The organism is Ruegeria sp. CDSB114 (assembly GCF_059611025.1).
Map to the genome: position 1 here is coordinate 324,436 of NZ_JBXWOT010000003.1, position 25,563 is coordinate 349,998.

The following is a 25,563-nucleotide window of genomic DNA, read 5'->3' on the forward strand; positions in this document are numbered from 1 at the left end:
ACAGGCTAGAGGGTTGCTGCAAAGCTGTCAGTCCAAAAGTGACAGTTTGCAGAATTCATAGGTCCAGTTTGCAATCATGTCCGCAAGCTCTGGTTTACTTCCACTTCCAGACTGAGACACCATAGGATGGGATTTCTGAAGTACCAACAATATATTGCCGATTTTTGTCATCCGGCAGAACCTGTGCGGCAGCCCCGAAGTTGAACGCAAAGCCGAGGTCACCCCGCTGTGTAACACGAAGGTCCGGGTCACATTCCCGTATCGGAAGGCCCGTCCATGTCAGCGCTTCAATCAGGGTCGCCCGTAGCAACGGTCCGTTTGGGATCATCGCCAGGTACATAGCCCGGTCCGATTGCACAATCGCCGGACTGCCAGCCCTGTAAGCACTTACGAAATGCGCGATTACCTGATTTTCGGTCTCGATGACTTCCCGCCAGCCCTTAAAATCAAAGGTTCCGGCGTTCTCGAGGCTTACGGATTCACCCGCCAGATCCGGCAGGGATTCGACCCGTATGACTTTTATCCCTGCAAGATCGGCCAACTCTCCGGGAGCGAGATTTTCAGGGGTCCACATGTCCACAGTCTTGCTGCCCGCACGGGCACCGATCAGCAATTTGGCCAGGCTGTGGCGCAGTCTCTTTGCCAGATCGGGCGAGATGATCATGTTTTGCGGCAATACGATCAATGAATACCCTGTCAGATCATCATCGGGTCCAACGAAATCCAGATCGACCCCCAATGCACGCAGGCCAGCATACCAAACCCGGAAAATCCCGGCATTCGGGAATGCGTCATCATGCGGCAGGATATCTGCAGCCCAAATGGATTCGTAATCCAACAGAATTGCCACAGCTGCCTTCTGCCGGGTGACTTCCGGCAGGGCAGCACGCTCTTGTGCAACCTGCGCCAGTTCCAGCGCGGCCTGATCCGGGCTGCCATCCGATCGCAGAAGCGCCGTGTGGAATTGTTCCTGCGCGAACTTCGCCTGGCGCCATCGGAAGAACATAACTGCCTGTGCACCGTGGGCAAAAGCGGCCCACGTCCAAAGCCTGACCATCCCATCCGCAGGCGAGGGGTTCTTTTCGGCCCAGTCCACCGGACCGGGCTGTTGTTCCAGAACCCACATTCGGCCCCTGCCCTGGCTGCGATACAAATCGCAGTGAAACCCCTGATAGTCCGGCGCGCCTGTTCGCAAGTATCGACGTTTGTCTTCATCAGACAGTGACGATCCCAACAGGTTGCCCAGCGGATAGCTGTCAAAACCGACCACATCCAGATCCGCCGCAACAGCGTGATGGTCGAACTCAAAGCTGCCTGCCATGAAATTATGGGTAATATCGCGCCCCGGCGCAAACCTGCGCAGAATATCCGCCTGAGCACGATTGAAATCCCGCACCCGATCCGAAGAATAGCGGGCAAAATCCAGAGCATGGGTCGGGTTCGGGCTGGCCACCAAACTTATGGGCAGTTCGATCTGATCAAAATCGGAATAGAGCGACCCCCAAAACACTGTCCCCCATGTTCGGTTAAGCGCCTCAATCGTACCGTAGCGGTCTTGCAACCATCTGCGAAAACCGGTGCGAGCGGCATTGGAATAGCTCAGAACCGTATCGTGATCGTTATATTCATTGTCGATCTGCCAAGCACAAACAAATGGATTTTCGCCATATCGACGGGCATATTCCGTGGTGATCCGACGGGCCTCGGTCAGGTAGATATCGCTGGAAAAACAATAGTGTCGGCGCGACCCGAACCCACGCACCCGGCCATCCGGCCCCACTGGCAGGATCTCAGGGCAGTCATCCACTAGCCATTTCGGAGGTGCAGCCGTAGGCGTCGACATCATCACGCGCAAACCGGCATCGCCCAGAATTCCAATTACCTCGTCCAGCCAGCCCCATTCAAACCGGCCTCTTTCCGGCTCGATCAGGCCCCAGGTGAATTCAGCAATCCGAACCCAATCCAATCCCATATCGACCATGCGCTTAGCATCGTCGCGCCACAGCGATTTGTCCCATTGCTCGGGGTAATAGCAAACGCCCAGCTCAAGCCTGCTCATCGGTTTACCCGTGCGCTGCGGCGTTCGATCCATTTGAGGAAACTAGCGCAACCAAGCGTCACCACGACATAGAGGATCGCCGCTGTGTTGAATGGCGCGAAGGGCAGAAAACTTGAGGCCTGAAACTCGCGCATGCGTTGGGTCATGTCGCGAACCGACAGGATAGACAGCAATGAGGTATCTTTGATCATCGCGATAAACTCATTGCCCAAAGGCGGCGTCACGATGCGCAACGCCTGCGGCAGGATGATCAGCCGGGCAGTTTGCCAGCGGGACAGCCCAAGCGAGCCGCCTGCTTCGATCTGACCTCGTGGGATGGCCTCAATCCCTGATCGGAAAATCTCGGCCATATAGGCCGAATACCCTATGGAAATGGCGATGATGCCGCGAGTCATGTTGGTCATGTCGATGCCGCCACCTGTCGCATCCTTGACCGCACCGGCAAGCGGCAAGCCGATATAAAGGATGATGACCAGCATTGGAATGCCGCGAATGGTATCGACAAAAAACTCGGCCCCTACAGCCAGCGGATGCAGCTTGTGCTGTGCGCCTCCGACCGTCAGTGTCAGAAGCAAAAACCCAAAAACCGCAAAAGTCAGCGCCGGGTTACGAAACTTGTCTGGCAGAAAACTGGATTGCCAGATCACCGGATAGCCCTGCGTATGAACGCCAGCCGGAACAAAAGCACCAGATACGCTGTCGACGGTTGTGATCTGATCCAGTGCAGAGACGGCATCGGGGGCGCTGCGAATGCGATACTGTTGGCCTTCACCTCCGTCGAACTCTCCGAAGCGGATCAAATCCGCCTGGGCCTGCGGCGTACCCCGAACAATGGCAATTCTTGCTTCAGTACTGCCAACCAGAACAAAGCTCACCTTTGGTTGCATAAAAAAGAACGCCGACACGGCCAATAGTGTCAGGCTGATGGACCCATAGACAACGGTTGTCCGAGCTTTGGGCTTGAAGGACTGCAAACCGACCCAGACCAGACCCATAATGGCCGCAAAGATATAGGCAAAGATCGCTGCACGGAACGTTATCGCGACCCCGGTCGCAAATTGCCAATGCGCCAGAAACATCAGGTAAAACAAAACCAGCCCGGTCAGCAGTTCGAGTCCAATCTGAACATAGACTTTCATGGATTGTGGGAAACGGGCCGTAAGAGGGATCACCGCAACCACCATCGCAAACCCTACCAGCAGGGCCTGTAATCTCATTTGCACCTTTGCGACGATCTCGGGGAACAAGACCCAAGGTTGCGAAGATCGGTCAATGAACTCAGACGTGTTTTCGCTGAGCGCATTAAAGAAGACGGATTCCGCAAAGGGCATCAGCACCTGAGGCTGGACAAGTCCAAGGATCGCCAACCCGACCGAGGCCGGGATTGCCAAAACCGCCGCAACCCTCAACCAGTTCGGCGCTATGGTTTGAAACCGGATGCGGCGCGCCGAGAGATAGGCCAATATGGCCACAGCCAGTATCAGAAGAAACCCAACAAAAATGGGCCCCGCATTTTCACCAATCCCCAAAATGGCAACCAATGACCTCAGATATTTCGAGGATGAGGCAAACAGGTAGATGATGAACGGGGCAGCGGCGAGCAAAACAAGATTACTCGGCCGGATCGAGCTTAGGCGGATCATGGCGTCCCTCGGGTTATGCTTGACCCGGCAGGTTTTCCCGCCGGGTCAGAAAGGGTTTCAACGGCTCATTCAGTGCCCCAGTATTTGGCAACCAATGCGTCCATCGTACCGTCTGCCTGAATGGCGGCCAGCCCTTCGTTTATGGCGTCAACGGTTGCGTCACCTTCCTGAAACACAATACCCAGTGGATCAGACTGAAGGCCTGTGATGCCTACAGCCAATTCCCCGGCAAATTCCTGTTCATATGCCGATGCCGAGGTTCCATCAATGATCACCCCCTGTACGTCAGCATTCTGCAAAGCCAGGATCGCTGCAGAGAAATTGTCATACAGGCTGACATTCTCGCGTCCGACCAGCTCTTCGGCCAGCTGGGCATTGGTGGTGCCGGTCTGCGCGGCCAGTTTCTGACCGCCTGCTTTGAAGTCATCCAACGTCATGTCGGCATTATCGACCTGCAGCAGGATGGCCTGGCTAACAATGATATAAGGCTCGGAAAAATCCATGTTTTCTTCGCGTTCAGGCGTGATCGAGACGCCCGAGATCACGAGGTCGAACTCTCCTTGCTGAAGCGCGGCGAAAATTCCGTCCCAGGCTGTATTCACGAAATTCGGAACGCAGTTCACCTTTTCGCAGATCGCATTCATCACATCGACGTCAAATCCCACAATCTGACCCGTGGACTCATCGACCGTTTCCATGGGCGGATAGGTGGCATCTGTTCCTATCTTAAGTACGCGCCCTTCAAGATCCGCTGCAAACACAGCAGGCGCGGCAAGCGCGGTCAGGGCGGCGGCGGCAAATAGGTTTCTTAACATCTCCGGTTACTCCTTTGTTGGTTCAGGTGTTTAGCGCCGCTTCTGGCGCGACTGTGTCAGGTTGCCGCTCGATCAAAATGGCCCTGATCTTTTTTTGTGTTTCGGACGGGTCAACCCCGTCCAAAGCCTTGAGCATATACTCACCCAGCAATCGACTGGTTTCCTCAATAGGGACGTAATAAGTGCTGGGCGGAGGGACAAAATAACGGCTAAGTTGCAGATCATCGGTCGAGATCACGGTCAGTTCGCGGCCGACCTCAACACCCGCCGCATGGGCAGCAGAAAGCACACCCAGGGTCATGGCTTCGTTCGCGCAGATGATCGCGGTTGGCCTGTCGGATAGCCGCATCAAAGCTTCAAAGGCATTATACCCCGTTCGCGCGGTCGTAGGCCCGCTGAAGATCAGGGCCGGGTCAACGGCCAGACCGGACGCTCTGAACGCCTGGGCATAGCCCGTTCGACGTTGCGTCGCATAAACCAGGTCATCCGGCGGGTTCACCAGGGCAATCCGGCGATGCCCCAAGGCTAGCAGTCGTCGCGTTGCATCGTGACCTGCTGCCTGACTGTCGATATCGACATAGGCATGTGATCTGCCGCTGTCGCTCATACCCATGGTGACAAAGGGGAAACCATTCTGTTGCAGATAGGCAATGCGCGGATCGGCGTGGCGCGTACCCGAGAATATCACCCCGTCTGCCAATCCGTTCTGAACGATTTCCTTCAGCGTCGCCATCGTTCCCTGCTGGCCCGCCACGCTGTGAACGCCAAGCTCATAACGCGACCCTTTCAAAGCCCGCGAAATACCCGCGACAATGCGTGTGAATTCGACGCCTTCCCATTCTTCATCTGAATCAGGTGACACGCTGACCAGAACACCGATGCGATAGGACTTTTTTGTCCGCAGCTTCAGCCCGTCCAGATTGACCCGGTATCCAAGCTGTTCGGCGGCGGACTGAATCATCTGCCGCGTTTCTTTCTTGACGGTTTCCGCACCACGCAGCGCGTTCGAGACGGTTCCGACAGAAAACCCCGTCTGCTTTGCAATCGACTTGATCGTCGCGCGCGCCACTATGTCACCTCAACGCTGCGCATTCGCATCAACAGGTCATGCCCCGTCTGCAATGTTTGCGCGTGATCGGCAGTTTTATCATGTTCCACAAAAAGGTCAGCGCAGGGACTGTCAGCCAGAACACGCAGGACCAGAGGCCAGTCCACAACCCCCTGCCCCAGATTTCGCCAGCACTCGTCGCCTTGTCCGGCCAATGGATCGACGTCTTTAGCATGCACGGAGACGATCCGGTCGGAATAACGGCTCAGCAGTGCAGCGGGGTCAGAAAGCGCCGAATATAGCCAACCGATATCCGGCTGCCATCCAATGGCCTCATGCGACAGGACCATATCCAATGGCGAGCCCTGCCCAAGATCGGCAAGGTCAAAATCGTGGTTATGATAGGCAAGGCGCACACCGTTTGTCGACAAGGCATCAGCCCATTCCGACAACCGGCCCGACACTGCCTTCCATCCCTCAGCTGTGTCGGGCCGAGCCTTGGGCGACAGCCAAGGCATGACCGCCACAGGGCATTCCAAAGCTTCAAGCATTCTAAGAATGTCATCAAACCGTGTTTCAAATTCTTTCCAGTCAAAATGGGCCGATCGAACAGTGAAACCAGCCTGTCTAACCACATTGGTAACCTGCCTGGGGGTAAGATCGTGGAACCCGACCGTTTCAATATCGGTGAACCCGCAGGTGCGCACCAAGTCAAGCTGGGCCGCCAAATCCCCAACCTGCCGGACTGTGTATAACTGCGCTGAAACTCGCATTTTCACGGTTCTACCACAAAATGAAACGTTTCAATCAAGTTGAAACAGCATCAGGGGTCTTGTCAAGAACCGTGTTGGAAAGGGTTATTTCCGCATGGAAACCCCCTGATGGAACAAATGAACCTTGTCAGGATTCGCAGAGACCATCACAGTCTTGCCCCGCATATTCTTCTGAACGCCCGGAAGCTTGGCAATAAGGGCATCCGTCCCATCCTCGACCGCGAAGTATAACAGCGTCACCTCGCCCAAAGCCTCGGTAAAGTCTACGACTCCTTCGAGAATTGGATCGCTGTCAACGGACACAAAATCTTCAGGGCGCACGCCAATCTTCACCTGCTTGCCTTCGTCATCGGCCTCGGTTGCAATCGCCGAAACGGCCTTTCCGCCACCGTCCAGTTTTACGACAGTCTGCGCACCAGTTTGAGTGATCACTCCGGGCAGCAGGTTCATTGCTGGTGAACCGATGAATTGCGCGACAAACTCATTGTCGGGCGTCTCATACAGCTCCAGCGGCGTGCCAACTTGGGCGATCCCTTTGTTGGCTAGCACAACGATACGGCTGGCCAGGGTCATCGCTTCGACCTGATCATGGGTGACATAGATCATCGTGCTGTCCGGCATCGCCTCTTTCAGACGGGCGATTTCGATCCGGGTGGCGACACGCAGCGCCGCGTCCAGGTTCGAAAGCGGTTCGTCGAACAGGTAAACCTTGGGGTCACGCACAATGGCGCGCCCGATTGCGACACGCTGACGCTGACCGCCGGATAGCGCTTTGGGCAACCGGTCCAGATAAGGTTCAAGCTGTAGGATGCGGGCCGCCCGATCGACCGCGGCGCCAACTTCAGCCGCCGGCATTTTGGCTATCTTCAGCGCAAAGGCCATGTTTTCGCGAACGGTCATATGCGGGTACAGCGCATAGCTTTGGAAAACCATCGCGATGCCTCGCTGTGCTGGCGGCACATCGTTCATCACCTGCCCTTCAATCTCGAGCGTTCCGCCCGAGATCTTTTCCAACCCGGCGACCATGCGCAGCAAGGTGGATTTGCCACAGCCCGAAGGCCCGACAAAAACGATCAACTCGCCCCGCTCAATCTCAAGATTGATGTTCTGAAGAACATCCACATTGCCATAGGTTTTGGCGACATCTGTGAGGTTTAGCTCTGACATGGTTTATTCCTTCTCCCTCAACAGCAGGCAGAATTGTGCAGCACCCAGAGACACTGTCCCCGTTCCTGCGACGCCGCCCAACTCTTCCCCGATCACGCGCCAGTTCCCGTCTGGCAAAATTACTTCGGAACGTTCGGTACCGAGGTTAAATGCGCAGAACACCTCTTCTGCATGATCTTCACGTGTGAAGGTCAGAACGGTCCCGATCTGCGTCATGTTCTTTTGCGGCCCCAACATCAAAGCCGAATGGGCATGGCGGAATGCAATCGCACGACGATAATGGTGAAGCATAGATTCGGGCTCGGCCTCTGATCGATCCACGGCACGCTCGGCCTGAGGGTCACTGACAGGCAACCAAGGCTTGCCGGTGCTAAAGCCCGATTGTTCATCCTGCGCAGCCCAAACCATCGGCGTCCGGCATCCGTCGCGGCCCTTGAACTCGGGCCAGAATTCGACGCCATACGGGTCTTGCAGATCGTCAAAGGCCACGTCCGCCTCGGGCAGGCCCAACTCTTCGCCTTGATACAAGCAGGCCGAGCCGCGCATGCACATCATCAAAACTGCATGCTGTCTGGCGGCTGCATCGTCCAGACGCCAACGCGACGCGTGACGTTCCACGTCATGGTTCGAAAATGCCCAGCAAGGCCAGGCATCACCTGCTTTGTCCTCGAGCTGATCAAATACCTGCTGTGCATAGCTGGCAGTCAAAGCGCGCTTTTCAAGGAACTCGAATGCATAGCACATGTGCATGCGCTTACTACCGCTGGTGTATTCGCCCATTATCTCAAGCCCACGCTGTGCGTCGCCCACCTCGCCCAGACAGGCGCGATCTTCATATTGATCGGTCAGGGCCCGCAGGCGTTCCAGAAAAGCAATGTTCTCGGGCTGGCTTTTGGAGAACAGGTGGTCCTGATGGTTATACGGATTCACCATCGGCGCGATTGAGGCATTGCGCTGATCCACGGGCAAGGCGGGATTGTCGCGCAACTGTTTGTCGTGGAAGTAGAAGTTGATTGTATCCAGACGAAATCCATCGACACCCAGATCAAGCCAGAATCTTGCGACGTCCAGCAATGCGTCCTGCACATCCGGACAGTGAAAGTTCAGATCCGGCTGCGAGGTGAGGAAGTTGTGCAAATAATACTGCAAACGTCGCGAGTCCCACTGCCAGGCCGAGCCCCCGAAAATCGACAACCAGTTGTTCGGCGGTGTACCGTCCGGTTTTGGATCGGCCCAGACATACCAGTCGGACTTGGCGTTTTCACGGCTGGCGCGGCTTTCGCTGAACCAGGGGTGCTGATCTGACGTATGCGACAGAACCAGATCAATCATCACCTTCAACCCCTGGGCATGGGCGTGATCCAGCAGGTCCCGGAAATCCTCCATCGTGCCGAACATCGGATCAACATTGCGATAGTCGCTGACGTCATATCCGAAATCCTTCATCGGAGATTTGAAGAAAGGCGAAATCCAGATCGCATCAACGCCCAGAGAGGCAATGTAGCCCAATCGCTGGGTGATGCCTTTCAGGTCTCCGATCCCGTCGCCATTGCTGTCCTGAAAGCTGCGCGGATAGATCTGATAGATGACGCCACCACGCCACCAGTCGGCGGCCACTTTAGTTGCTTTGGAAAGTTCTGCTGCATTCTGCACGTTCATCAGGCGCCTCTATTTTACGGACCCGGCCAGCAGGCCTCGGACCAGGTATTTTTGCATTGCGAAAAAGACTGCCAGCGGCACAGCGATCGAGACGAAGGCCGCCGTGGCAAGGATTTCCCAGTTCCCACCGCGCGTGCCCAACAGCTCGACAATCCGGTTTGTCATCACCGTGGTCTGGCCGGAGGCGTCGATCAGGAACACCTTGGCGACCAGCAGATCGTTCCATGTCCAGAGAAACTGGAAGATCGCAAATGACGCCAGCGCCGGAAAGCTGAGCGGCAGGATCAGTTTGGTAAAGATCTGGAACTCGGTCGCGCCATCAACGCGTGCGTTTTCGATCAGATCGCGCGGCAGCCCAGCCATGTAGTTGCGCAACAGGTAGATGGCCAATGGCATCCCGAACCCGGTATGGGCCATCCAGACTCCCAGATAACCTTTGCCTATCCCGATACTCAGGTGAAATTTCAGCAAGGGGATCAGTGCCAGTTGCAGCGGCACCACCAACAGGCCAACAACCGCAGCGATCAACAGCGCCCGACCGGGGAAATCCATCCAAGCCAAGGCATAGGCGGCAAAGGCGGCCACTAGGATCGGAATGATCGTCGCTGGAACTGTGACCGTCAGCGTGTTGAAAAACGCCCGTCCCATACTGTCCGTGCTGTCTTCTGCCAACAGAACCTTGTGGTAATTGGCCAGGGTGAACTCGGGAGGGAGTTCCGCCGTCACAAAGACGCGCACGCCGCGACTGCCGGTGAACTCTTCGGTGTTTTCCATCCGGTACTTGCCGTCGGCATCCACCGTAATAGTACCACCCCTACGCAGTTCCGCGGTATCGCCCGGTACAAAATCATCGATCGCACGAGAACTGATGCCCCATTTCGAGATCGCCGCCTGCGTGCCGGTTTCAAACAGGTTGCCCTCGATCATGTAAACGCCGTTCTCCAGCACCTGAGTTTCCGGTGCTGCAGCGCGCAGGGTCAGGTTCTGCTCGGATGGGAACAGCGACCGCCACCAGCCGCTTGTGGCAATCTGGTCGGCAGTACGAAAGGATGAGATCAACAGCCCCAGCGTCGGCACCACCCAGAGCACAACCAAAAAAAGCACCGAGGCATGGACAGCCCAGCGAAGGGCGGGTTTGGTTCCTGCTATATCGCTCATGGCCTACTCCATCTCTTTACGCGCATTGCGCACATTCCAGACAAGGATCGGTGCCACCAGCAGCATGATCACCATGGCCGAGGCCGAGCCCACGCCCCAGTCATTGGCGCGAAACAGCTTGTCATACATGTAATTGGCCAGAACCTGCGTTTCCCACTGGCCGTTGGTCATGGCAAACACGATGTCAAAGACCTTGAGCACGGTGATGGTGATCGTGGTCCAGACCACCAGGATGGTGGTCTTGATCTGCGGCACTTTGATACGGAAGAAAATCTGGAACGAATTGGCCCCATCCAGAATGGCAGCTTCGATGGTTTCCTCGGGAATACCGCGCAGGGCGGCCGACAGGATAACCATGGCAAAACCGGTCTGAATCCAGACCAGCACGACCATAAGAAAAAAGCTGTTCCAGAAGGGAATGGTCAACCATGTCTGCGGCTCGGCTCCTCCGAAAAAGATGTAAAGCGCGTTCAGCATCCCGATCTGGTCCTGCTCAACCGGACGGGTGTCATAGACCAGCTTCCAAATCACCGAGGCCCCCACGAACGAGATGGCCATCGGCATGAAAATCAGCGATTTGGCGATATTGCCCCAGCGGATACGGTCGGTCAGCTGCGCCACCAATAGGCCAAACGCTGTCGACATTGCAGGCACCACGATCAGCCATAACATGTTGTTGCGCATGGCTTCCCAGAATTTGGGCTCTTGCGCCATCTGGACATAGTTATCCAAGCCCACCCACTCGTACCCGCCGCCAGGAATGCGCTGCGTCAACGACAGGCGCAGCGTTTCCACCACCGGGTAAGCCAGATACAGGCTTAATGCAGCCAATGCGGGAAACAGGAACAGCCATGGGCGGATCATGCTCGCTCGGTTGATGTTGCGGCCTGCATTGGGACCGCGCGCAGGGAACAGAACTTTGTCCAGAAACTGATTAGACAGGTAGAAATAGCCCACACAGGCTGACACGCCGATTGCGATGGTCAGCAGGCCCTGAAATGCCGGATGCATGACGCCTCTCCCTTGTGACGGTTAGCTTGGGCAACCCGATGGTGCGGGTTGCCCAACCCCGGACGCTTAGTTCAGCGCATCCCAGGATGACTGAATTTCATCCGCCACTTCTTGGGCAGAGGCACCGCCTGCATAATCAACCATTCCAGTCCAGAATGTTCCGGCGCCTACGCCGCCCGGCATCAGGTCAGAACCGTCAAACCGGAACGTCGTTGCACCAAGAAGAATGTCGTTCATCTTTTTCAGCGTCGGATCCGAGAAGACCGAAGTATCTACCCCCTTATGCGGGGTCAGAAATCCGGTCAGCGCCATCGAGGTCTCATGCGCTTCAGGCGTTTGCAGATACTCGATCAGCGCATGTGCACCGGGACTGTCATTGGTGATTGCCCATAAAGTGCCCGCACCCAGAACCGGGCTGCCAAGGTCTTTGCTTTCATAGGCAGGGAAGTAGAAGAAATCCGCATCTTCCCCGACGATGGTGCCCTCTGGAAAGAATGCCGGAATGAATGAGGCCTGACGGTGCATGTAACACTGCGGAGGTGAGCTGAACATGCCTTTCGGGCTGTCGCGGAAATCCGTCGTTGCAACAGCACCGGCGCCCCCTGCGACATAGTCTTCATTGCGGGCAAAGGCCCCGAATTCCTCAATGGCCGCGACGACTTTTGGATCGTTGAACTTCAATTCATTGGCAACCCAAGCGTCGTAATCCGCGGGGGATTGTGTACGCAGCATCATATCCTCGACCCAGTCGGTCGCAGGCCAGCCAGTGGCCCCACCCGAACCCAGGCCAATACACCATGGCGTGCCGCCATCTGCCACAATCTGATCGGACAGAGCCTTCAGCTCTTCCATCGTGGTCGGCACCTCATATCCCGCATCCTCAAAATTCTCGGGCACAAACCACACAAGGGATTTCACATCGACCTTGTAGAAGAACCCATAAAGATGATCCTGACCGTCCGGCCCCGGATAGGTGCCGAGATCGACCCAGGATTGCCCGGCGGCATAGTTGTCGCGAATCCAGTCCCCTGACCCTTCTCCCAGTGGCGTCAGAAATCCGGATTTGGCCATATCCGCCGCCAACCCAGGTTGCGGGAAAACGGCAATATTCGGGGCCGATCCGGCCTCAGCATCAATACGGATTTGCGATTCAAAACTGTCCGAACCGACATAAGCGTATTCATGCCCGGTCGCCGCCGCGAACCCATCCAGTACCTTTTCGACATTCTCTTGGTCCGGCCCCAGCCACGGGCCGAATACGGTAACCTTGTCGGCCTGTGCGACACCCCCGATCAGGGTAAATGCGGCGACGCCAGCATAAAGCGAGTGTTTCATGAATTTCTCCTCCCAACGATATCTCGCGCCTTAGGTTTCAAATTTCCAAAGCGCTTTGGCTGGAGTGAGTTTATGCGCTAACAGCCTCCACCTGTCAACGATTGCTTTGCGAAGGCCCATAAATATAAATATCAAACGAGATGTTCGTAAAATCTGTTGACCACCGGAGAAAATGCCCGCAAAACAGGAATACGCAGTAATTTGTAGGCGCTTTGAACAAATATGAACCTAAAGCAGCTCTCTGAAATCCTTGGTTTGTCCCAAACAACCGTCAGCCGTGCGCTGAACGGATACCCCGAGGTCAGCGAAGCCACGCGCACAAGGGTTCAGGCCGCCGCAACAAAACACGGGTACCGCCCGAACAGCCGGGCCAAGGGTCTGGCGACAGGTCGATCACACGTGATCGGGCACGTGATTCCCAGCTCATCCCAGCATGAAATGGTGAACCCAATCTTTGGCGATTTTGTCGCCGGGGCTGCTCGTAGATATGCTGAACACGGCTATGACATGATGTTCACCAGCGCCGACGACACATCTATTGAACGCGCCTATCGCGACCTGTTTCAGCGTGGTGCCGTGGACGGTGTCGTTCTGCAGGGCCCCAAGGTGAACGAGCAGCGGATTGAAGTCCTCAATCGCATGGGCGCGCCATTCATTGTGCACGGACGATCTACTGGAATAGACGCGCCCTATGACTGGGTTGATGTGAACAACAAAAGCTCGTTCATGCGCGCCACCCGGTTTCTGATCGACCTGGGGCATCGACGGATCGCCCTTATCAATGGACTTGAAGATATGGATTTCGCCCAACGCCGCCGGGCCGGTTACCTGCAGGCCCTGAATCAAGCCGGTCTGTCACCGGACCCTGAATTGATGCGCAGCGCCGAGATGACAGAGGTATATGGCCACCACGAAGCGCGCGATATGGTGCAACTCAAGGACCCGCCGACCGCCATTCTGGTCTCGTCAATGATTTCGGCCATCGGAGTTCGGCGGGCATTGAACGAAGCAGGGCTGCAGATGGGCCGCGATGTTTCGGTGATCGCCCATGATGACGACCTGTCCTATCTGAAAAACGGGCAGGATGTACCGATCTTCACCGCCACGCGATCCTCGGTTCGGTTGGCCGGTGAAATTGCTGCCGAAATGCTGATCGAACGAATAAATGCGCCCGAAGACCCGGCCAAAACTAGATTGCTGGAGGCTGAGCTGGTAGTTGGCGGCTCGACCGGCCCCGCCCCCAACAGGTTCTGAATATGAAATACAACCGCACTGATTTCCCCAAAGATTTCCTCTTTGGCGTCGCAACCTCGGCCTATCAGATCGAAGGCCACGCACAGGGAGGGGCCGGGCAAACCCATTGGGATACCTTTGCCAGGACCCCCGGCAATGTTGTGCGAAATGAAAACGGGGATCTGGCCTGTGACCACCTGAACCGGTTCCCGCAGGATCTGGATCTGGTGCGCGATGGCGGCTTTGATTGCTACCGGTTTTCGACCAGCTGGGCGCGGGTGCTGCCCGAAGGCCGCGGTCAGGTGAATGAGGCCGGGCTGGATTACTATGATCGGCTGGCCGATGCGCTGCTGGAACGCGGTATCCGCCCCTGCGCAACGCTTTACCATTGGGAACTACCTTCGTCTTTGGCCGATCTGGGCGGCTGGCGCAATCGCGATATCGCCGGGTGGTTCGCCGATTTCACCGAGGTCATCATGGGCCGCATCGGCGATCGGATGTACAGCGTCGCCCCCATAAATGAGCCGTGGTGCGTCAGCTGGCTCAGCCATTTCGAAGGCCATCACGCCCCGGGTCTGCGCGACATCCGTGCAACCGCCCGCGCGATGCACCACGTCCTTCTGGCCCATGGCAGCGCCATCGACGCGATGCGGGGCCTTGGCATGTCCAACCTGGGCGCGGTTTTCAACCTGGAATGGGCCGAACCCGCAGATGACAGCCCCGAAGCGCGCCGCGCGGCTGATCTGTATGACGGCATCTACAACCGGTTCTTTCTGGGCGGCGTTTTCAACAAGGCCTATCCAGACAACGTTCTGGAGGGGTTAGAGCCCTACCTGCCCGCTGGCTGGCAGGATGATTTCGACATCATCGGTACGCCGGTCGATTGGTGTGGTCTGAACTACTATACCCGCAAGTTGATTGCGCCTTCGGAGACCACCTGGCCCAGTCTGCAGGAAATCGCCGGCCCGCTGCCCAAAACTCAGATGGGGTGGGAGATCGAACCCGCCGCCCTGACCCGGTTTCTGACCCGCACCAAGCAGGATTACACCGGGGACCTGCCGATTCTGGTGACGGAAAATGGCATGGCCAGCCCCGAACGGCAGCAGGATAGCGACCGGATCGACTATCTGAACCAACATCTATCGGCGGTACAGGACGCCTTGGCACAGGGCGTGCCGATCAAGGGCTACTTCATCTGGTCCCTGCTGGACAACTACGAATGGGCGCTGGGATATGAGAAGCGGTTTGGCCTTGTGGACGTGGACTTTCAGACGATGGAGCGCACACCCAAGGCGTCCTATACCGCAGTACAAAACGCCCTGACGGGAAGCACAGTGTCCTTACCGCTGGCGCAACCGGCTGGAGCCATGCACGACCATTGGAACCTCGTGGCCGATATCGGCGGCACCAATACACGGCTTGGCGTTATCACCAATGGTGAGCTGACAGATCTGCGCAAATACCCCACCGGCAAGCTGCCCGAATTGCTCGAAGCCTTTCACAGCCTGCGCGACGAGATCGGAACCGACCCAAGGGCCGTGGTCGCCGCCGGGGCAGGACCTGTCCGCAACGGTACAATCAGGCTGACCAACGCCCAACTTGATCTGTCAGAGGATGATATCGCCCGGGCAACGGGCGCCCGACATACCTTTGTGATCAACGACTTCACTGCCGCTGCGTGGTCTGTTGCCGAAATTTCCCATGACAATGTTGAAGTCTTGCAAGGGGCCAAGCATCCGCCGACCGGCACACGTCTGGTCGTCGGGCCTGGAACCGGGCTAGGTGTCGGATCGCTGCTATATTCGAATGGCCGCTATCACACGGTGTCCGGCGAAGGCGGCCATATCGGCCTCTCGCCCCGAAATCAGGACGAGGTCGAAATATTCAACGCCGCTCGGCAGGTGGCCCCCGAGTGTTTCTTTGACGACACTCTGACACTTGAGGCGGAAATGTTCCTCAGCGGCACGGGTTTGCCAATCCTCTATCAGGCCATCGAACTGGCAGGGGGTCGGGCAAAGGCCGAGCCCCGAACCGCGCGCGATATCCTTCAGGATGCACGCGACGGAACCGATGCCCATGCCGTCAAGGCCGCGCATATGTTCACCACACATCTAGGCGCGGTCATGGGCGATCTGGCGGTCGTCATGATGCCTGCCGGTGGCGTGTTCCTTGTGGGCGGCGTGGCCGAAAAGAACCGCTGGCTGTTCAAGGACGCCTTCCGAGACGCCTTTAATGCCGGAGGCCGGTTCAGCGAGTTGCGCCGATCCATGAACCTGTATGTCTCGGAACAGGATGAATTTGGCATTGTTGGCGCTAACAATTTCTGTAAAAATGCGCTAAGGCGGTAGTCTGACCGCACGTTTCAGAAACAGAAAGGTCCCGGCATGATCCTATGCTGTGGTGAAGCCCTGATCGACATGATCGAGACGCCCACGATCTCGGGCGAACTGGGGTTTGTGCCCCATTCTGGCGGCGCGATTTTCAACACGGCTATTGCCCTGGGTCGATTGGATACGCCGGTGGGTCTGCTGACCGGGCTTTCCTCTGACGTGTTCGGACAACAGCTTATGACCGCCCTCAAGGCCAGCCATGTTGACTCCGACCGGGTAATCCACTCGGACCGTCCGACAACATTGGCATTTGTACAGCTCAGGGATGGGCAGGCAGCCTACAGTTTCGTCGATGAAAACTCGGCCGGACGGATGTTGACGCCAGAGGATATGCCAACCCATCTGCCCTCGGTCTCGGCGCTGTATCTGGGCGGGATCAGTCTGGCATGCGAGCCTTGCGCAGATGCCTATGCGGCGGTGCTTGACCGCTTTGGATCAGAGCGCGCCGTCATGTTGGACCCAAACATTCGCCCGGATTTCATCCGGGATCAGACCCGGTATCGCACCCGGCTGAACCGCATGATTGCGCAAGTGGATATCGTCAAGGTCTCGGACGAAGATCTGGACTGGATCATTCCGGGCCCAGAAAGCCTTGCTGAGAAAGTTCCGCTGTTGCTGCAGGCAGGACCTTCGGTGGTGATCGTCACCCGGGGCAGCGAAGGCGCAATCGGGTATCTGGCGGACGGGTCCGACGTTTCTGTTCCCGTAAAAAAGGTCGAGGTCGTCGACACCGTTGGCGCCGGTGACACTTTCAACGCAGGCGTCTTGTCCGCCCTAGATCAATCAGGCCACTTAACAAAACCCGAATTGCGCACATTGCCAGCAAACGCCTTGCGCGCAGCCCTTTCGAAAGGGGCGGAAGTCGCCGCTGTAACTGTCGCTCGCGCCGGGGCAAACCCGCCCTGGGCCCATGAACTCTGACCCAACGAAGAAGCCGATGAAACGTTCCGAAATCAACGAAATCAAATCCGAGGCCGAGGCCTTTATCCGTTCCTTTGGCGCGGTGCTGCCGCCCTTTGCGGATTGGTCGCCCGAGGAAATGCGCAGCGAACAGGCGGCCGGTATCCGTGAACGCGGGCTTGGGTGGGACATAACCGACTATGGCCAGGGTCGGTTTGACGAACTTGGCCTGTTCCTGTTCACCCTACGCAATGGCGATGTCAGCGATCTGAACAAGGGGCAAGGCATGCTCTATGCCGAGAAACTGCTGGTGTCGCGGGACAAGCAGCTTTCGCCGATGCACCGGCACATCGTTAAAGCCGAGGATATCATCAACCGGGGCGGTGGCTATCTGGTGATGGAAATCTACGCCTCAGACCCTCAGGGCGGCATTGACCGCGATACCCCTGTGACCGTGCCTAGCGACAACTGCCCTGTGACGCTTCAACCTGGCGAACTGCTGCGGCTAAAGCCCGGTCAAAGCGTGACCTTGATGCCGGGTATCTGGCACGCGTTCTGGGCGGAAAAAGGCGATTGTTTGATTGGCGAAGTGTCTACCGTCAATGACGACCGAACCGACAACGTCTTCGAACAGCCGATCCCTCGCTTTGCGACAATCGAGGAAGACGCCATCCCGGATTTCCTGCTGGTTGCGGATTATTGACATTGGCGCATAGGCGCGCTGGCACCGGCTTTGTACCCGATAAGCCCCTTTTACTAAATCGGAAAATCAGTCTACCATGGGCGATACTGGCACGCTGATAGTGGTCCGCCGGGAAGGAGCCTGAGCAATGGTGACAAAAGCCGAGCTTGAAGCAGAGATCGCAGAGTTGCGACGGCAACTTGCCGAGCAGCCACCGGCAAAAAACGCTTCGCCAGATAAAGGGGCTGACGCCCCGCCGCACGAAACCATCGCCGACCGGCTTACAGATAACCTCGAATCTTGGTCCACACAGCTTGACGATATACTTGAGGAATTCGAAGATCTGCCGCACAGAAAATCAATTCTGTTTGCCGCTGGTATTTTTGCCCTAGGCTACATGCTTGGCCGGTCACGCTAGGAGACGCCCATGAGCCGCATATCTCGCAATGTCTCAGTCATTTTGCGCGCTGAACGCTTGATCGCACGCGCACAGCTTGCGATCTCCGTGAAACGGGCCGGGTTTTACATAGCCGCCGGAGTGGCGGTGGGCCTGGCGATCATCATGCTGAATCTCGCCGGATTTTTCTGGCTTTCCGCGACCCTGTCGAAACCCGTTGCTGCGATACTTGTTGCGGGGACCAATCTGGTACTTGCTTTGGTTCTGGTTCTGCTCGCCAATTCGATAAACCAACACGGCGATGCCTCGGCCGCAGTCGAACTTCGGGATATGGCGTTGCAAGACATTGAATCCGAAATCAGGGATTCTCTGGCCGAGGTCCAAAACACCGTAGCCGGAATTCGCCGCGACCCGGTTGGCGTACTGGCGCCCGAAGCCATCACGGCCTTGCTGAGCATGCTGCTGAAATACGCCCGGCGCCGGAAAGAAACGCCGAACGAATAAGACCTACTCCAGAAAATTCACCGCAGCCTGCGCGATCACCATCTCCTCATTTGTGGGGATCGTCAGAATCCGGACACGGCTGAAATCCGTGGACAGGACTGTTCCACCATCGGCATTCCTGGCGTGATCCATTTCGATCCCGATCCATCGCATTCCATCACACACCATCTGCCGGATCTGGGCAGCGTTCTCACCAACGCCACCGGTGAAGACAAGCGCATCAATCCCTTCAAGTGCAGCGGACAGGGCGCCAAGCTCTCGCCGAATACGGAAGACGTAATAGTCGATTGCCTTTCGGGCTTCGGGCGTATCAGCGGCCAGCAACGTGCGCATATCCGATGATATCCCCGACAGGCCCAGCAGGCCGGATTTTCTGTACAACATTTCGGCAATCTCTTCTGCGGTCATTCCGTCTTGCTGCAGCATATACAGCACGACACCTGGATCCAGTTGACCGCAGCGCGTGCCCATCGGCAACCCGTCAAGCGCCGAGAACCCCATGGTCGAAGCCACAGCGCGCCCACCTGAAACCGCACACATGGATGCCCCGTTTCCAAGATGGGCGATAACCACACGGCCATCATACAGACCCGGTGCCGTTTCTTTCAGCTTGTTCGAAATGTAGTCATAGCTCAGCCCATGGAACCCATAGCGGCGAACGCCTTTGTCATAGTAGCTTTTCGGCAAGGCAAAGGTGTCGTTTACCCACGGATGGGTGCGATGAAACGCCGTGTCAAAACAGGCAACCTGAGTTGTTCCGGGGAAGGCAGCGCTGGCTGCGCGAATACCCGAAAGACTGTAGGGCTGATGCAAAGGAGCAAAGGGAATAAACCCTTCTAAAGTGTTGATGACGGTGTCATCCACGCGCACAGGCTCGGAATAGACCGTGCCCCCATGCACTACGCGATGACCTATCGCGCACACATGAATGTCAGGAAGATATTCCCGCGCCATTTCAAGAAATGCGTGGATTGCTTCATCATGGCTTTTGGTGCTCGACAGGGGACGATCTACTGATCTGCCGCCTGCCGACTGGGCCAATAGGCGTGGTGCATCACCTAAACGTTCTATTTGTCCGCGCCACCGCATGCTGGGACGGTTGTCATCAACCAGTTCGTACAGCGCGAATTTCAGTGATGAGGACCCGGCGTTCAGTGCCAGAACATGGTCAGCCATGGAGTTTGCCTTTACTTGCATATGCATGAAGCGCCGCCACCGCGCAGGACGCCAGACGCGAGTCGTCATCATCCGAACGCGAGGTCAGGATAATCGGAGCAGCAGCCCCGACCACGATCCCTGCCGCCTCGGCATGAGAGATGAATGTCAGCTGTTTCGCCACCATATTGCCTGCTTCTATGTTTGGGGCGACAAGAATGTCCGCAGCACCAGCCACCTCGGACGTAATCCCTTTGGTGCGTGCCGCATTCAGATCGACCGCGTTGTCCATAGCCAAGGGGCCGTCAACCAACCCTCCTGTGATCTGACCCCGTTCGGCCATCTTCGACAGCAAGGCGGCATCAACTGACGACGCCATGCGCGGGTTGATCGTCTCAATGGCTGAAAGCACGCCTACCTTTGGGGTCTCAATCCCGATGGAATGTGCCAGATGGATGGCGTTCTGAACAATATCAGCCTTCGTTTCGAGGTCAGGGGCAATATTCACGGCCGCGTCAGTTACCATGATCGGACGCGACATCCCCGGAACATCCATAACGAATATATGTGACAGCCTTCGCCCGGTTCTCAACCCGTTTTCGCGGCGCAGAACCGCGCGCAACAAGTCATCGGTGTGCAAATGCCCCTTCATCAGTGTTTGCGCCCTGCCCTCAACCACCAGGTCAACCGCGCGATGGGCGGCGGCTTGGTGGCCATAGGCCTCGATAATTTCAAATCCGGACAGATCGGCACCCAGTGCCTCGGCTGCGGCAGCGATCTTGCCGGGATCACCCACAAGGATCGGCGTGATAATGCTGTTGCTATACCCCAGCAAAGCACCCCCCAATGAGTTTGGCTCTTCAGGTGCAACAACAGCAGTTGGCATCGGGTCAAGGGGTCTGGCTTTCGCCAGCAACGCTTCGAAATGGCGGTGGCGTTGTACGATAAGTCCCGGCACCTCTATCGAATCGAATTCCATATGCTTTGCGGGCGGCGTGACTCGGACATCTCCGCTCAGGACCAGGGTGCTGTCGCCAACACGCCGAACCTCGGCGGTGCAGATAGCATCACCATCGTCAGATTTTTCTGTAACCCGAACAACTGCGGTCAACTCATCTCCGGCCAGAACGATCGCGTGAAACCGCAGATTGGCCGCGCGGGTCTGGGTTCCCGCGCCCGGCAAAATATTCCCCAAGACGGCCGCCACCAGACCGGCGGGCCAAAGCGCAGGGGCCACCGCCTCGGGGTGGCCGTCGCCGTCACCGTCATAGGCCGCCAGATGCAGAGGATTGTGATCCCCCGATGCCGAGGCGAAGGCGTAAAGATCGTCAACCGTGCACAATCGTGTCAGCTGGGCTTCGTCTCCGACCGCGAGCTGTGAAAAGGTTCGGTTTTCCTGGATCTTCATTTGGTCAGGCCTTTTTTCAGACGGTGCATCGGCATGCCTTGGAATTGGCGGCGGGTCAGAGCGGGGCATTCTCGGTCACTATTCGACCTGCGCCAAATCCTCCAGATCGGATGACGGATCCATACCTTCACCAATAACACGTTCACCTACCTCTAGCCGATCCTCTGCTGACGGCAATAGGCCGGACAATGTTTCAGCAGCCCAATTTAAAATGATGGATTGTTCGACAACAGCACTGCCCGGACCCTCCGAAGGAGTACTGCGCCTGAGTGGCTTGCCATCCGCACCGTCAACCAAGAATAGTTTTCACAAATTGCGAGTTAAACTTTTGATTTAAGAACCACTTTTGACATATTACGACCCGGCCAAACCCTTTGCCGCCCTTAGACCTGTTCCCACTAGCCAGTAATGCGGGGGCAAAAATGGGACGGGCATTCACATCTGCACAGGCAAAAACCTGCGGAAGCTGGTATTCTTCAATGCGGCAGACCGGGCATATTGGTCTGATGACCCTGTTTGGGCTACAGCGCCGCTGTCCAAACTCTGTAACGTCCCTGCCCTGTCACCTCGCGGATCAAGCCCCTCCGGCTGAAACGGTCAATGTTGCGCTGAACCGCAGCGCGTGAGGCTTTGGTCAGCTCTTCCGCCAATGGGGCCGAGACCATTGGCCAGGCCGTAAACACGTCGATCAGTCTTGGTGGTGTGCGCCCGCTCAACTCTGCAGTGGTCTCTCTGGCGCGCTGCTCCCAGGCGCTGACCCGGTCCAGGTGCAGCAAGGCGGACAATACCGCCTGCCCTGTTCCCCTGATCCAGGCAGCAAGCTTTTCTGATGGTTCACCAACACCTCTCAAAGCACCCGGACCCGACAGAACCAAGGGCATGAACACAGCCCCGCCCCGCCCCATCTTGGCCGCATGACGGGCGGCAATGATTGCAGCCTCGGTATCCTGTCCGATGCCTTGAGACAGGGCCCGCCAGGCATGAAAACCGATGGCGGCCTGCGTCACCGGATGCAACCCTTCGGAATTGCGCATGACTTCGGCAAGATCGGCGATGGCTTCGGGGACTTCGTCAATCCCCTGCGCAATCCGATCTAAAAAGGCTGTCAGGCCGGTCTCCCACCCGCCATCCGATGGCGCGGCGCCAGATGTTAGCCGCCGTACGGCCCAGCCCGCGCGGTACAGGGCCTGCACATCATCCCCGGTTGCACCAATGCGAAGTCCGGTCCAAAGCGCCAGCCGATCAACGCTGATCCGGTCGCCGGTCCACCATCCCAAATCGGATACATCCATCAGCGCCAGCCGGTGTGTCCACCCATCCGGACCGGCGCGCAAACGTTCGTCCAAGGCGCCAAAACTAACTGCCAGATCGGCCAGTTCCAACGACAGATCTGCCTGCGCCGCACGCCAGTCCCTGGGATCAAACAAAAGACTGCGGTCGATCCTTGGACCGGGCGGCAGGAAATCCTCGACAGCCTCTTCGTCAGGTGGCAGGAACCACAGATCGTCCTCATCAGCGTCGTTATCATCATAGATGCTGCGCGGGCCGAGGGGGTCCTCGTCCTCATCCGGATCGGGAATGACGGGTGTGGTGGTCATGTCCGCTATATTTCTGGTATTTCCGCAGGTTCACAAGGCGTTTTTGACGCCGCCTCAGCTTGCAAAGGTCGCGGTCAGAATATCCAGCTTACTTTCCAGGTCAGTCTGGTCGCTGTCACCAATCAGCATATAGCCATAACCGTCTTTGGACCAGGTGGCCGTCGCCAACCCGCTGAGCACTGCCTCTTTCAAATCCTTGCTTGGCGCGCCTTCACCCTGACGAATGACACAGAAGGCAAAAGGCTGGCCCTGTTCATTCGCAAAGACCACTTGAACCAACGGTTTGCCCCTGAAGGACAACACCTGCGCACGCTTCAATTCCATCCCCGGCAACGCCTCAAGAGTGTCACGTCTCAAGGATAGACCCAGCTGTGCCTCGGCCTGATCAAACTGAGTTGTCAACGCCTGTTCCGAGCTGTCCATCCCCGCGATCGTGTCCGCCGCATATAGTGATTGATAGATCGCCGCCTGCTCAGCCCACCCCATGGGCTGAGGCCTGGTTACCAAATATGTGGCCGACACAGAAATCACCGCGACAGATGCAGCTACGGCCAACAGGCGCAGAGGACCGCTACTGGTTTGTATCTCGGCATTTGGGTCAGGCAAAACCATCCGGGGCATCTCGGCCGGGACATGTTCAAACACCGCTTGTACCACCGGTGCGAATGGATCAAGCCCCATCAGGCGCGCCTCAAGCTCGGGTTCGGCCGCAACCGCAGCTTCTATCGCCTGGGCCTCGGCTTCATTCACTTTGCCTTCCAGATACGCTTTGAGAACTTCATCGGAAAACTTCATTTGCGACTCCGTCGAACGGCATCTGCCGCCTCATGCTGCATCACGACTTTCAGTTTTTGTCGCGCATTGGACAGCCTGCTCATGATCGTTCCTATTGGCACCTCCAGCAATGCTGCGGCCTCGCGGTAGCTATAGCCTTCGACATAGACCAGCATCACCGTTTCTCGCTGTGCTTCTGGCAACTGCATCACTTGGGTAAACACTTCGGCGGCGAATATATTCGTTTCCGAGTCCGGTCCGGATGCAATCAGCTCTGACTCTGGGGTCAACGACAGTGCCTGCGCTTTTCGGACCGAGCGGGCACGCAGCTCATTCAACCAGATTGAACGGCAGATCGTCATCAACCAACTGTCCAACCGCTCAAATGACGTGACCTGGTGGTGGCGTTCAAGCGCACGCAGGCAAGTGGCCTGCAACAGATCATCGGCCACATCGGAAGCACCCGACAGGGCAAGCCCAAACCGCCAGACGCGCCTCGAATGCGTCTGGATCGCGCCGCGCACGGCCTGCTCGGAACTCAATTCACCGACCATAGTTTGCTTCACGACCTCTATCATTTTCACGAACCAGGTTCGCTGGGTCAGGCCTGACATACCCTGCGCGGGAAAGAAATGGAACTTATGTTGAAAAGGAAAGTACCATGCGGTCTTTGAAATTGCCCGTGATCTGATCGGAAATCCGCAGGCTCTGATTGATACATCCTCACTAGGAACGGAGTCTACATCCAGACAGCCGGATCAAGGAGAGGAGTTTAGGTCGCGAAGATACACGTACATATCCTGCGCACTCTATTTTCTGGATCGTTGTTGTGAAGTCAGATTTCAGGCATGAAGCCGCTTCACGACTGCGCTTCATCTAGGCGTTTGATCTCTGTGCAGATATACTCGGCCAACTTTTGTTGAAATGCTGTGAGGTTCCGGTCTTTTCGTTGAACAAGATAGATCGGAAAGGCCAGCGACATCCCCGGTGTTTTTATCTCTCGTAAAGACCCGTTTTCCAATTCGTCTTTAACAGAAGACCAAAACAGGAATGAGATGCCCGCCCCTGCCCGGACGGCCTGTTTGATGGCTTCGCCATGTCCAAATTCCAGTGTGACATTGCTTCTGATTATTCCATGAGTCATCAGCGCATAGTCTTCGAGATCGCGCCGGGCAGTATTTGCCCTTGCGGTGACAAATGGAAGGTCCTTCAACTTCTCTGGTGTCACCTGATTGCCAACAAAGGTCGTCTTATCTGACCCCGCCAAGATCAATCTTTCATTGTACAACGGCGTTACATCAAGCCCGCGGATTCCGTGAATCTGGTCGACAATCGTCAGTCCAAAGTCACATTCGCCTCTCAATACCTGCTCGCTGGCCAGTTTTGGGCTCGCAACCTGCACTGAAATATCACTCTGTTCGTGGTCCGTTTTGAACTGAGAAACAATGGACGGCAGGATGTATGACCCCAAAGTCATTGACGCGGCGATTGAGGCGTGCCCAACCGCGCCGGATTTGCGGTCCTGAAGTTCCTGCTCAAGCTCTCGTGTCTGCGACACGATTTCCTTGGCCCAGACGTATATGCGTTTCCCATCTTCTGTCAGCGCTATCCGCCGCCCATTGCGCTGCGTAAGCTGCACCCCCAGTTTTTCAGAAAGCGCCTTGATATGCGTAGTTACAACGGGTTGTGCGATGCTGCATTCCTCAGCAGCCCGCGAAACGCTTTCTAACTCGGCGACGTGACAAAACACTTCAAGCTTGTGAAGTGTTAGCTGACTGATGAGTGACCGCATCTGTTGACCCTCGCCCTTGGACTTTTTTGTTCTGATGAACTTCCACTGTCATATCTATTATA

The 25,563-nt window shown here is 56.7% G+C and carries 22 protein-coding genes and 1 pseudogene; 7 read left to right on the forward strand and 16 right to left on the reverse strand.

The genetic code is table 11. The features are described from left to right. Positions 1–94: 94 nt before the first annotated feature. The 10 genes from AC2FIP_RS10940 to AC2FIP_RS10985 all read right to left on the reverse strand — a co-directional run bounded on the left by AC2FIP_RS10940 (position 95) and on the right by AC2FIP_RS10985 (position 12,668). Positions 95–2,059 (reverse strand): beta-galactosidase, encoded by a 1,965-nt coding sequence (locus AC2FIP_RS10940; RefSeq protein WP_496786381.1) that lies wholly within the window; start codon positions 2,057–2,059, stop codon positions 95–97. Beyond that, a complete protein-coding gene (locus AC2FIP_RS10945; RefSeq protein WP_496786383.1) occupies positions 2,056–3,702 on the reverse strand; it encodes an amino acid ABC transporter permease in 1,647 nt (548 codons plus the stop codon). The genes AC2FIP_RS10940 and AC2FIP_RS10945 overlap by 4 nt, the downstream gene beginning before the upstream one ends. Before the next feature lie 65 nt (positions 3,703–3,767). Then, positions 3,768–4,517 carry a basic amino acid ABC transporter substrate-binding protein gene (locus AC2FIP_RS10950; protein ID WP_282027178.1) on the reverse strand — a complete coding sequence of 250 codons (750 nt, stop codon included), beginning with the start codon at positions 4,515–4,517 and terminating at the stop codon, positions 3,768–3,770. Positions 4,518–4,539: 22 nt separating this feature from the next. After that, positions 4,540–5,586, reverse strand: a complete 1,047-nt coding sequence (locus AC2FIP_RS10955) for a LacI family DNA-binding transcriptional regulator (protein ID WP_496786384.1) — start codon at positions 5,584–5,586, stop codon at positions 4,540–4,542. Next, the gene (locus tag AC2FIP_RS10960) at positions 5,586–6,338 is read right to left on the reverse strand and encodes a sugar phosphate isomerase/epimerase family protein (protein ID WP_496786385.1); all 753 of its coding nucleotides are present in this window, start codon (positions 6,336–6,338) and stop codon (positions 5,586–5,588) included. The genes AC2FIP_RS10955 and AC2FIP_RS10960 overlap by 1 nt, the downstream gene beginning before the upstream one ends. A gap of 84 nt (positions 6,339–6,422) precedes the next feature. After that, positions 6,423–7,505 (reverse strand): ABC transporter ATP-binding protein, encoded by a 1,083-nt coding sequence (locus tag AC2FIP_RS10965; protein WP_496786386.1) that lies wholly within the window; start codon positions 7,503–7,505, stop codon positions 6,423–6,425. A 3-nt stretch (positions 7,506–7,508) separates the two neighbouring features. Further along, complete coding sequence (locus tag AC2FIP_RS10970; RefSeq protein WP_496786388.1) at positions 7,509–9,164, reverse strand: alpha-amylase family glycosyl hydrolase; 1,656 nt, start codon at positions 9,162–9,164, stop codon at positions 7,509–7,511. Between the two features lie 9 nt (positions 9,165–9,173). Beyond that, positions 9,174–10,322 (reverse strand): carbohydrate ABC transporter permease, encoded by a 1,149-nt coding sequence (locus tag AC2FIP_RS10975; RefSeq protein ID WP_496786389.1) that lies wholly within the window; start codon positions 10,320–10,322, stop codon positions 9,174–9,176. A 3-nt stretch (positions 10,323–10,325) separates the two neighbouring features. Then, entirely contained in the window at positions 10,326–11,333 is a 1,008-nt protein-coding gene (locus tag AC2FIP_RS10980; RefSeq protein ID WP_496786390.1) for a carbohydrate ABC transporter permease, read from the reverse strand. 66 nt (positions 11,334–11,399) lie between these two features. Continuing rightward, positions 11,400–12,668: an ABC transporter substrate-binding protein gene (locus AC2FIP_RS10985; RefSeq protein ID WP_496786391.1), complete on the reverse strand. Its 1,269-nt coding sequence runs from the start codon at positions 12,666–12,668 to the stop codon at positions 11,400–11,402. A 222-nt stretch (positions 12,669–12,890) separates the two neighbouring features. Here AC2FIP_RS10985 and AC2FIP_RS10990 point away from each other — a divergent pair, with 222 nt between their 5' ends. The 7 genes and pseudogenes from AC2FIP_RS10990 to AC2FIP_RS11020 all read left to right on the forward strand — a co-directional run bounded on the left by AC2FIP_RS10990 (position 12,891) and on the right by AC2FIP_RS11020 (position 18,774). Continuing rightward, entirely contained in the window at positions 12,891–13,922 is a 1,032-nt protein-coding gene (locus tag AC2FIP_RS10990) for a LacI family DNA-binding transcriptional regulator (RefSeq protein WP_496786393.1), read from the forward strand. Positions 13,923–13,924: 2 nt separating this feature from the next. After that, positions 13,925–15,229 (forward strand): annotated as a pseudogene (locus AC2FIP_RS10995) (GH1 family beta-glucosidase); the annotation flags it as partial. 39 nt (positions 15,230–15,268) lie between these two features. Further along, positions 15,269–16,249, forward strand: coding sequence for a glucokinase (locus AC2FIP_RS11000; protein WP_496697250.1), 981 nt, complete (start codon positions 15,269–15,271; stop codon positions 16,247–16,249). A gap of 36 nt (positions 16,250–16,285) precedes the next feature. Then, positions 16,286–17,212 (forward strand): carbohydrate kinase family protein, encoded by a 927-nt coding sequence (locus AC2FIP_RS11005; protein WP_496786394.1) that lies wholly within the window; start codon positions 16,286–16,288, stop codon positions 17,210–17,212. 16 nt (positions 17,213–17,228) lie between these two features. Then, positions 17,229–17,894 (forward strand): D-lyxose/D-mannose family sugar isomerase, encoded by a 666-nt coding sequence (locus AC2FIP_RS11010; RefSeq protein WP_496786395.1) that lies wholly within the window; start codon positions 17,229–17,231, stop codon positions 17,892–17,894. Between the two features lie 127 nt (positions 17,895–18,021). After that, the gene (locus AC2FIP_RS11015) at positions 18,022–18,291 is read left to right on the forward strand and encodes a hypothetical protein (protein WP_496786396.1); all 270 of its coding nucleotides are present in this window, start codon (positions 18,022–18,024) and stop codon (positions 18,289–18,291) included. A gap of 9 nt (positions 18,292–18,300) precedes the next feature. Beyond that, positions 18,301–18,774, forward strand: a complete 474-nt coding sequence (locus tag AC2FIP_RS11020) for a hypothetical protein (protein ID WP_496786397.1) — start codon at positions 18,301–18,303, stop codon at positions 18,772–18,774. A gap of 3 nt (positions 18,775–18,777) precedes the next feature. Here the strand turns inward: AC2FIP_RS11020 and AC2FIP_RS11025 are convergent, their stop codons facing one another. The 6 genes from AC2FIP_RS11025 to AC2FIP_RS11050 form a co-directional block, all read right to left on the reverse strand. After that, a complete protein-coding gene (locus AC2FIP_RS11025; protein ID WP_496701960.1) occupies positions 18,778–19,950 on the reverse strand; it encodes an acetate/propionate family kinase in 1,173 nt (390 codons plus the stop codon). After that, entirely contained in the window at positions 19,943–21,337 is a 1,395-nt protein-coding gene (locus AC2FIP_RS11030) for a bifunctional enoyl-CoA hydratase/phosphate acetyltransferase (RefSeq protein ID WP_496786399.1), read from the reverse strand. Before AC2FIP_RS11030 ends, AC2FIP_RS11025 begins: the two co-directional genes overlap by 8 nt. A gap of 521 nt (positions 21,338–21,858) precedes the next feature. Then, complete coding sequence (locus AC2FIP_RS11035) at positions 21,859–22,935, reverse strand: helix-turn-helix domain-containing protein (RefSeq protein WP_496786400.1); 1,077 nt, start codon at positions 22,933–22,935, stop codon at positions 21,859–21,861. A gap of 54 nt (positions 22,936–22,989) precedes the next feature. After that, a complete protein-coding gene (locus tag AC2FIP_RS11040; protein ID WP_496691383.1) occupies positions 22,990–23,730 on the reverse strand; it encodes a hypothetical protein in 741 nt (246 codons plus the stop codon). Continuing rightward, a complete protein-coding gene (locus tag AC2FIP_RS11045; RefSeq protein ID WP_142636435.1) occupies positions 23,727–24,263 on the reverse strand; it encodes a sigma-70 family RNA polymerase sigma factor in 537 nt (178 codons plus the stop codon). The genes AC2FIP_RS11040 and AC2FIP_RS11045 overlap by 4 nt, the downstream gene beginning before the upstream one ends. 305 nt (positions 24,264–24,568) lie before the next feature. Then, the gene (locus tag AC2FIP_RS11050) at positions 24,569–25,501 is read right to left on the reverse strand and encodes a LysR family transcriptional regulator (protein WP_496709046.1); all 933 of its coding nucleotides are present in this window, start codon (positions 25,499–25,501) and stop codon (positions 24,569–24,571) included. Positions 25,502–25,563 lie beyond the last annotated feature (62 nt).

Bases quoted from the DNA above. Each gene is read 5' to 3' on its own strand.
- AC2FIP_RS10940 (WP_496786381.1), bottom strand. From the start codon at position 2,059: ATGAGCAGGCTTGAGCTGGGCGTTTGCTATTACCCCGAGCAATGGGAC.
- AC2FIP_RS10945 (WP_496786383.1), bottom strand. From the start codon at position 3,702: ATGATCCGCCTAAGCTCGATCCGGCCGAGTAATCTTGTTTTGCTCGCC.
- AC2FIP_RS10950 (WP_282027178.1), bottom strand. From the start codon at position 4,517: ATGTTAAGAAACCTATTTGCCGCCGCCGCCCTGACCGCGCTTGCCGCG.
- AC2FIP_RS10960 (WP_496786385.1), bottom strand. From the start codon at position 6,338: ATGCGAGTTTCAGCGCAGTTATACACAGTCCGGCAGGTTGGGGATTTG.
- AC2FIP_RS10965 (WP_496786386.1), bottom strand. From the start codon at position 7,505: ATGTCAGAGCTAAACCTCACAGATGTCGCCAAAACCTATGGCAATGTG.
- AC2FIP_RS10970 (WP_496786388.1), bottom strand. From the start codon at position 9,164: ATGAACGTGCAGAATGCAGCAGAACTTTCCAAAGCAACTAAAGTGGCC.
- AC2FIP_RS10975 (WP_496786389.1), bottom strand. From the start codon at position 10,322: ATGAGCGATATAGCAGGAACCAAACCCGCCCTTCGCTGGGCTGTCCAT.
- AC2FIP_RS10980 (WP_496786390.1), bottom strand. From the start codon at position 11,333: ATGCATCCGGCATTTCAGGGCCTGCTGACCATCGCAATCGGCGTGTCA.
- AC2FIP_RS10985 (WP_496786391.1), bottom strand. From the start codon at position 12,668: ATGAAACACTCGCTTTATGCTGGCGTCGCCGCATTTACCCTGATCGGG.
- AC2FIP_RS10990 (WP_496786393.1), top strand. From the start codon at position 12,891: ATGAACCTAAAGCAGCTCTCTGAAATCCTTGGTTTGTCCCAAACAACC.
- AC2FIP_RS11000 (WP_496697250.1), top strand. From the start codon at position 15,269: ATGCACGACCATTGGAACCTCGTGGCCGATATCGGCGGCACCAATACA.
- AC2FIP_RS11005 (WP_496786394.1), top strand. From the start codon at position 16,286: ATGATCCTATGCTGTGGTGAAGCCCTGATCGACATGATCGAGACGCCC.
- AC2FIP_RS11010 (WP_496786395.1), top strand. From the start codon at position 17,229: ATGAAACGTTCCGAAATCAACGAAATCAAATCCGAGGCCGAGGCCTTT.
- AC2FIP_RS11015 (WP_496786396.1), top strand. From the start codon at position 18,022: ATGGTGACAAAAGCCGAGCTTGAAGCAGAGATCGCAGAGTTGCGACGG.
- AC2FIP_RS11020 (WP_496786397.1), top strand. From the start codon at position 18,301: ATGAGCCGCATATCTCGCAATGTCTCAGTCATTTTGCGCGCTGAACGC.
- AC2FIP_RS11025 (WP_496701960.1), bottom strand. From the start codon at position 19,950: ATGGCTGACCATGTTCTGGCACTGAACGCCGGGTCCTCATCACTGAAA.
- AC2FIP_RS11030 (WP_496786399.1), bottom strand. From the start codon at position 21,337: ATGAAGATCCAGGAAAACCGAACCTTTTCACAGCTCGCGGTCGGAGAC.
- AC2FIP_RS11035 (WP_496786400.1), bottom strand. From the start codon at position 22,935: ATGACCACCACACCCGTCATTCCCGATCCGGATGAGGACGAGGACCCC.
- AC2FIP_RS11040 (WP_496691383.1), bottom strand. From the start codon at position 23,730: ATGAAGTTTTCCGATGAAGTTCTCAAAGCGTATCTGGAAGGCAAAGTG.
- AC2FIP_RS11045 (WP_142636435.1), bottom strand. From the start codon at position 24,263: ATGGTCGGTGAATTGAGTTCCGAGCAGGCCGTGCGCGGCGCGATCCAG.
- AC2FIP_RS11050 (WP_496709046.1), bottom strand. From the start codon at position 25,501: ATGCGGTCACTCATCAGTCAGCTAACACTTCACAAGCTTGAAGTGTTT.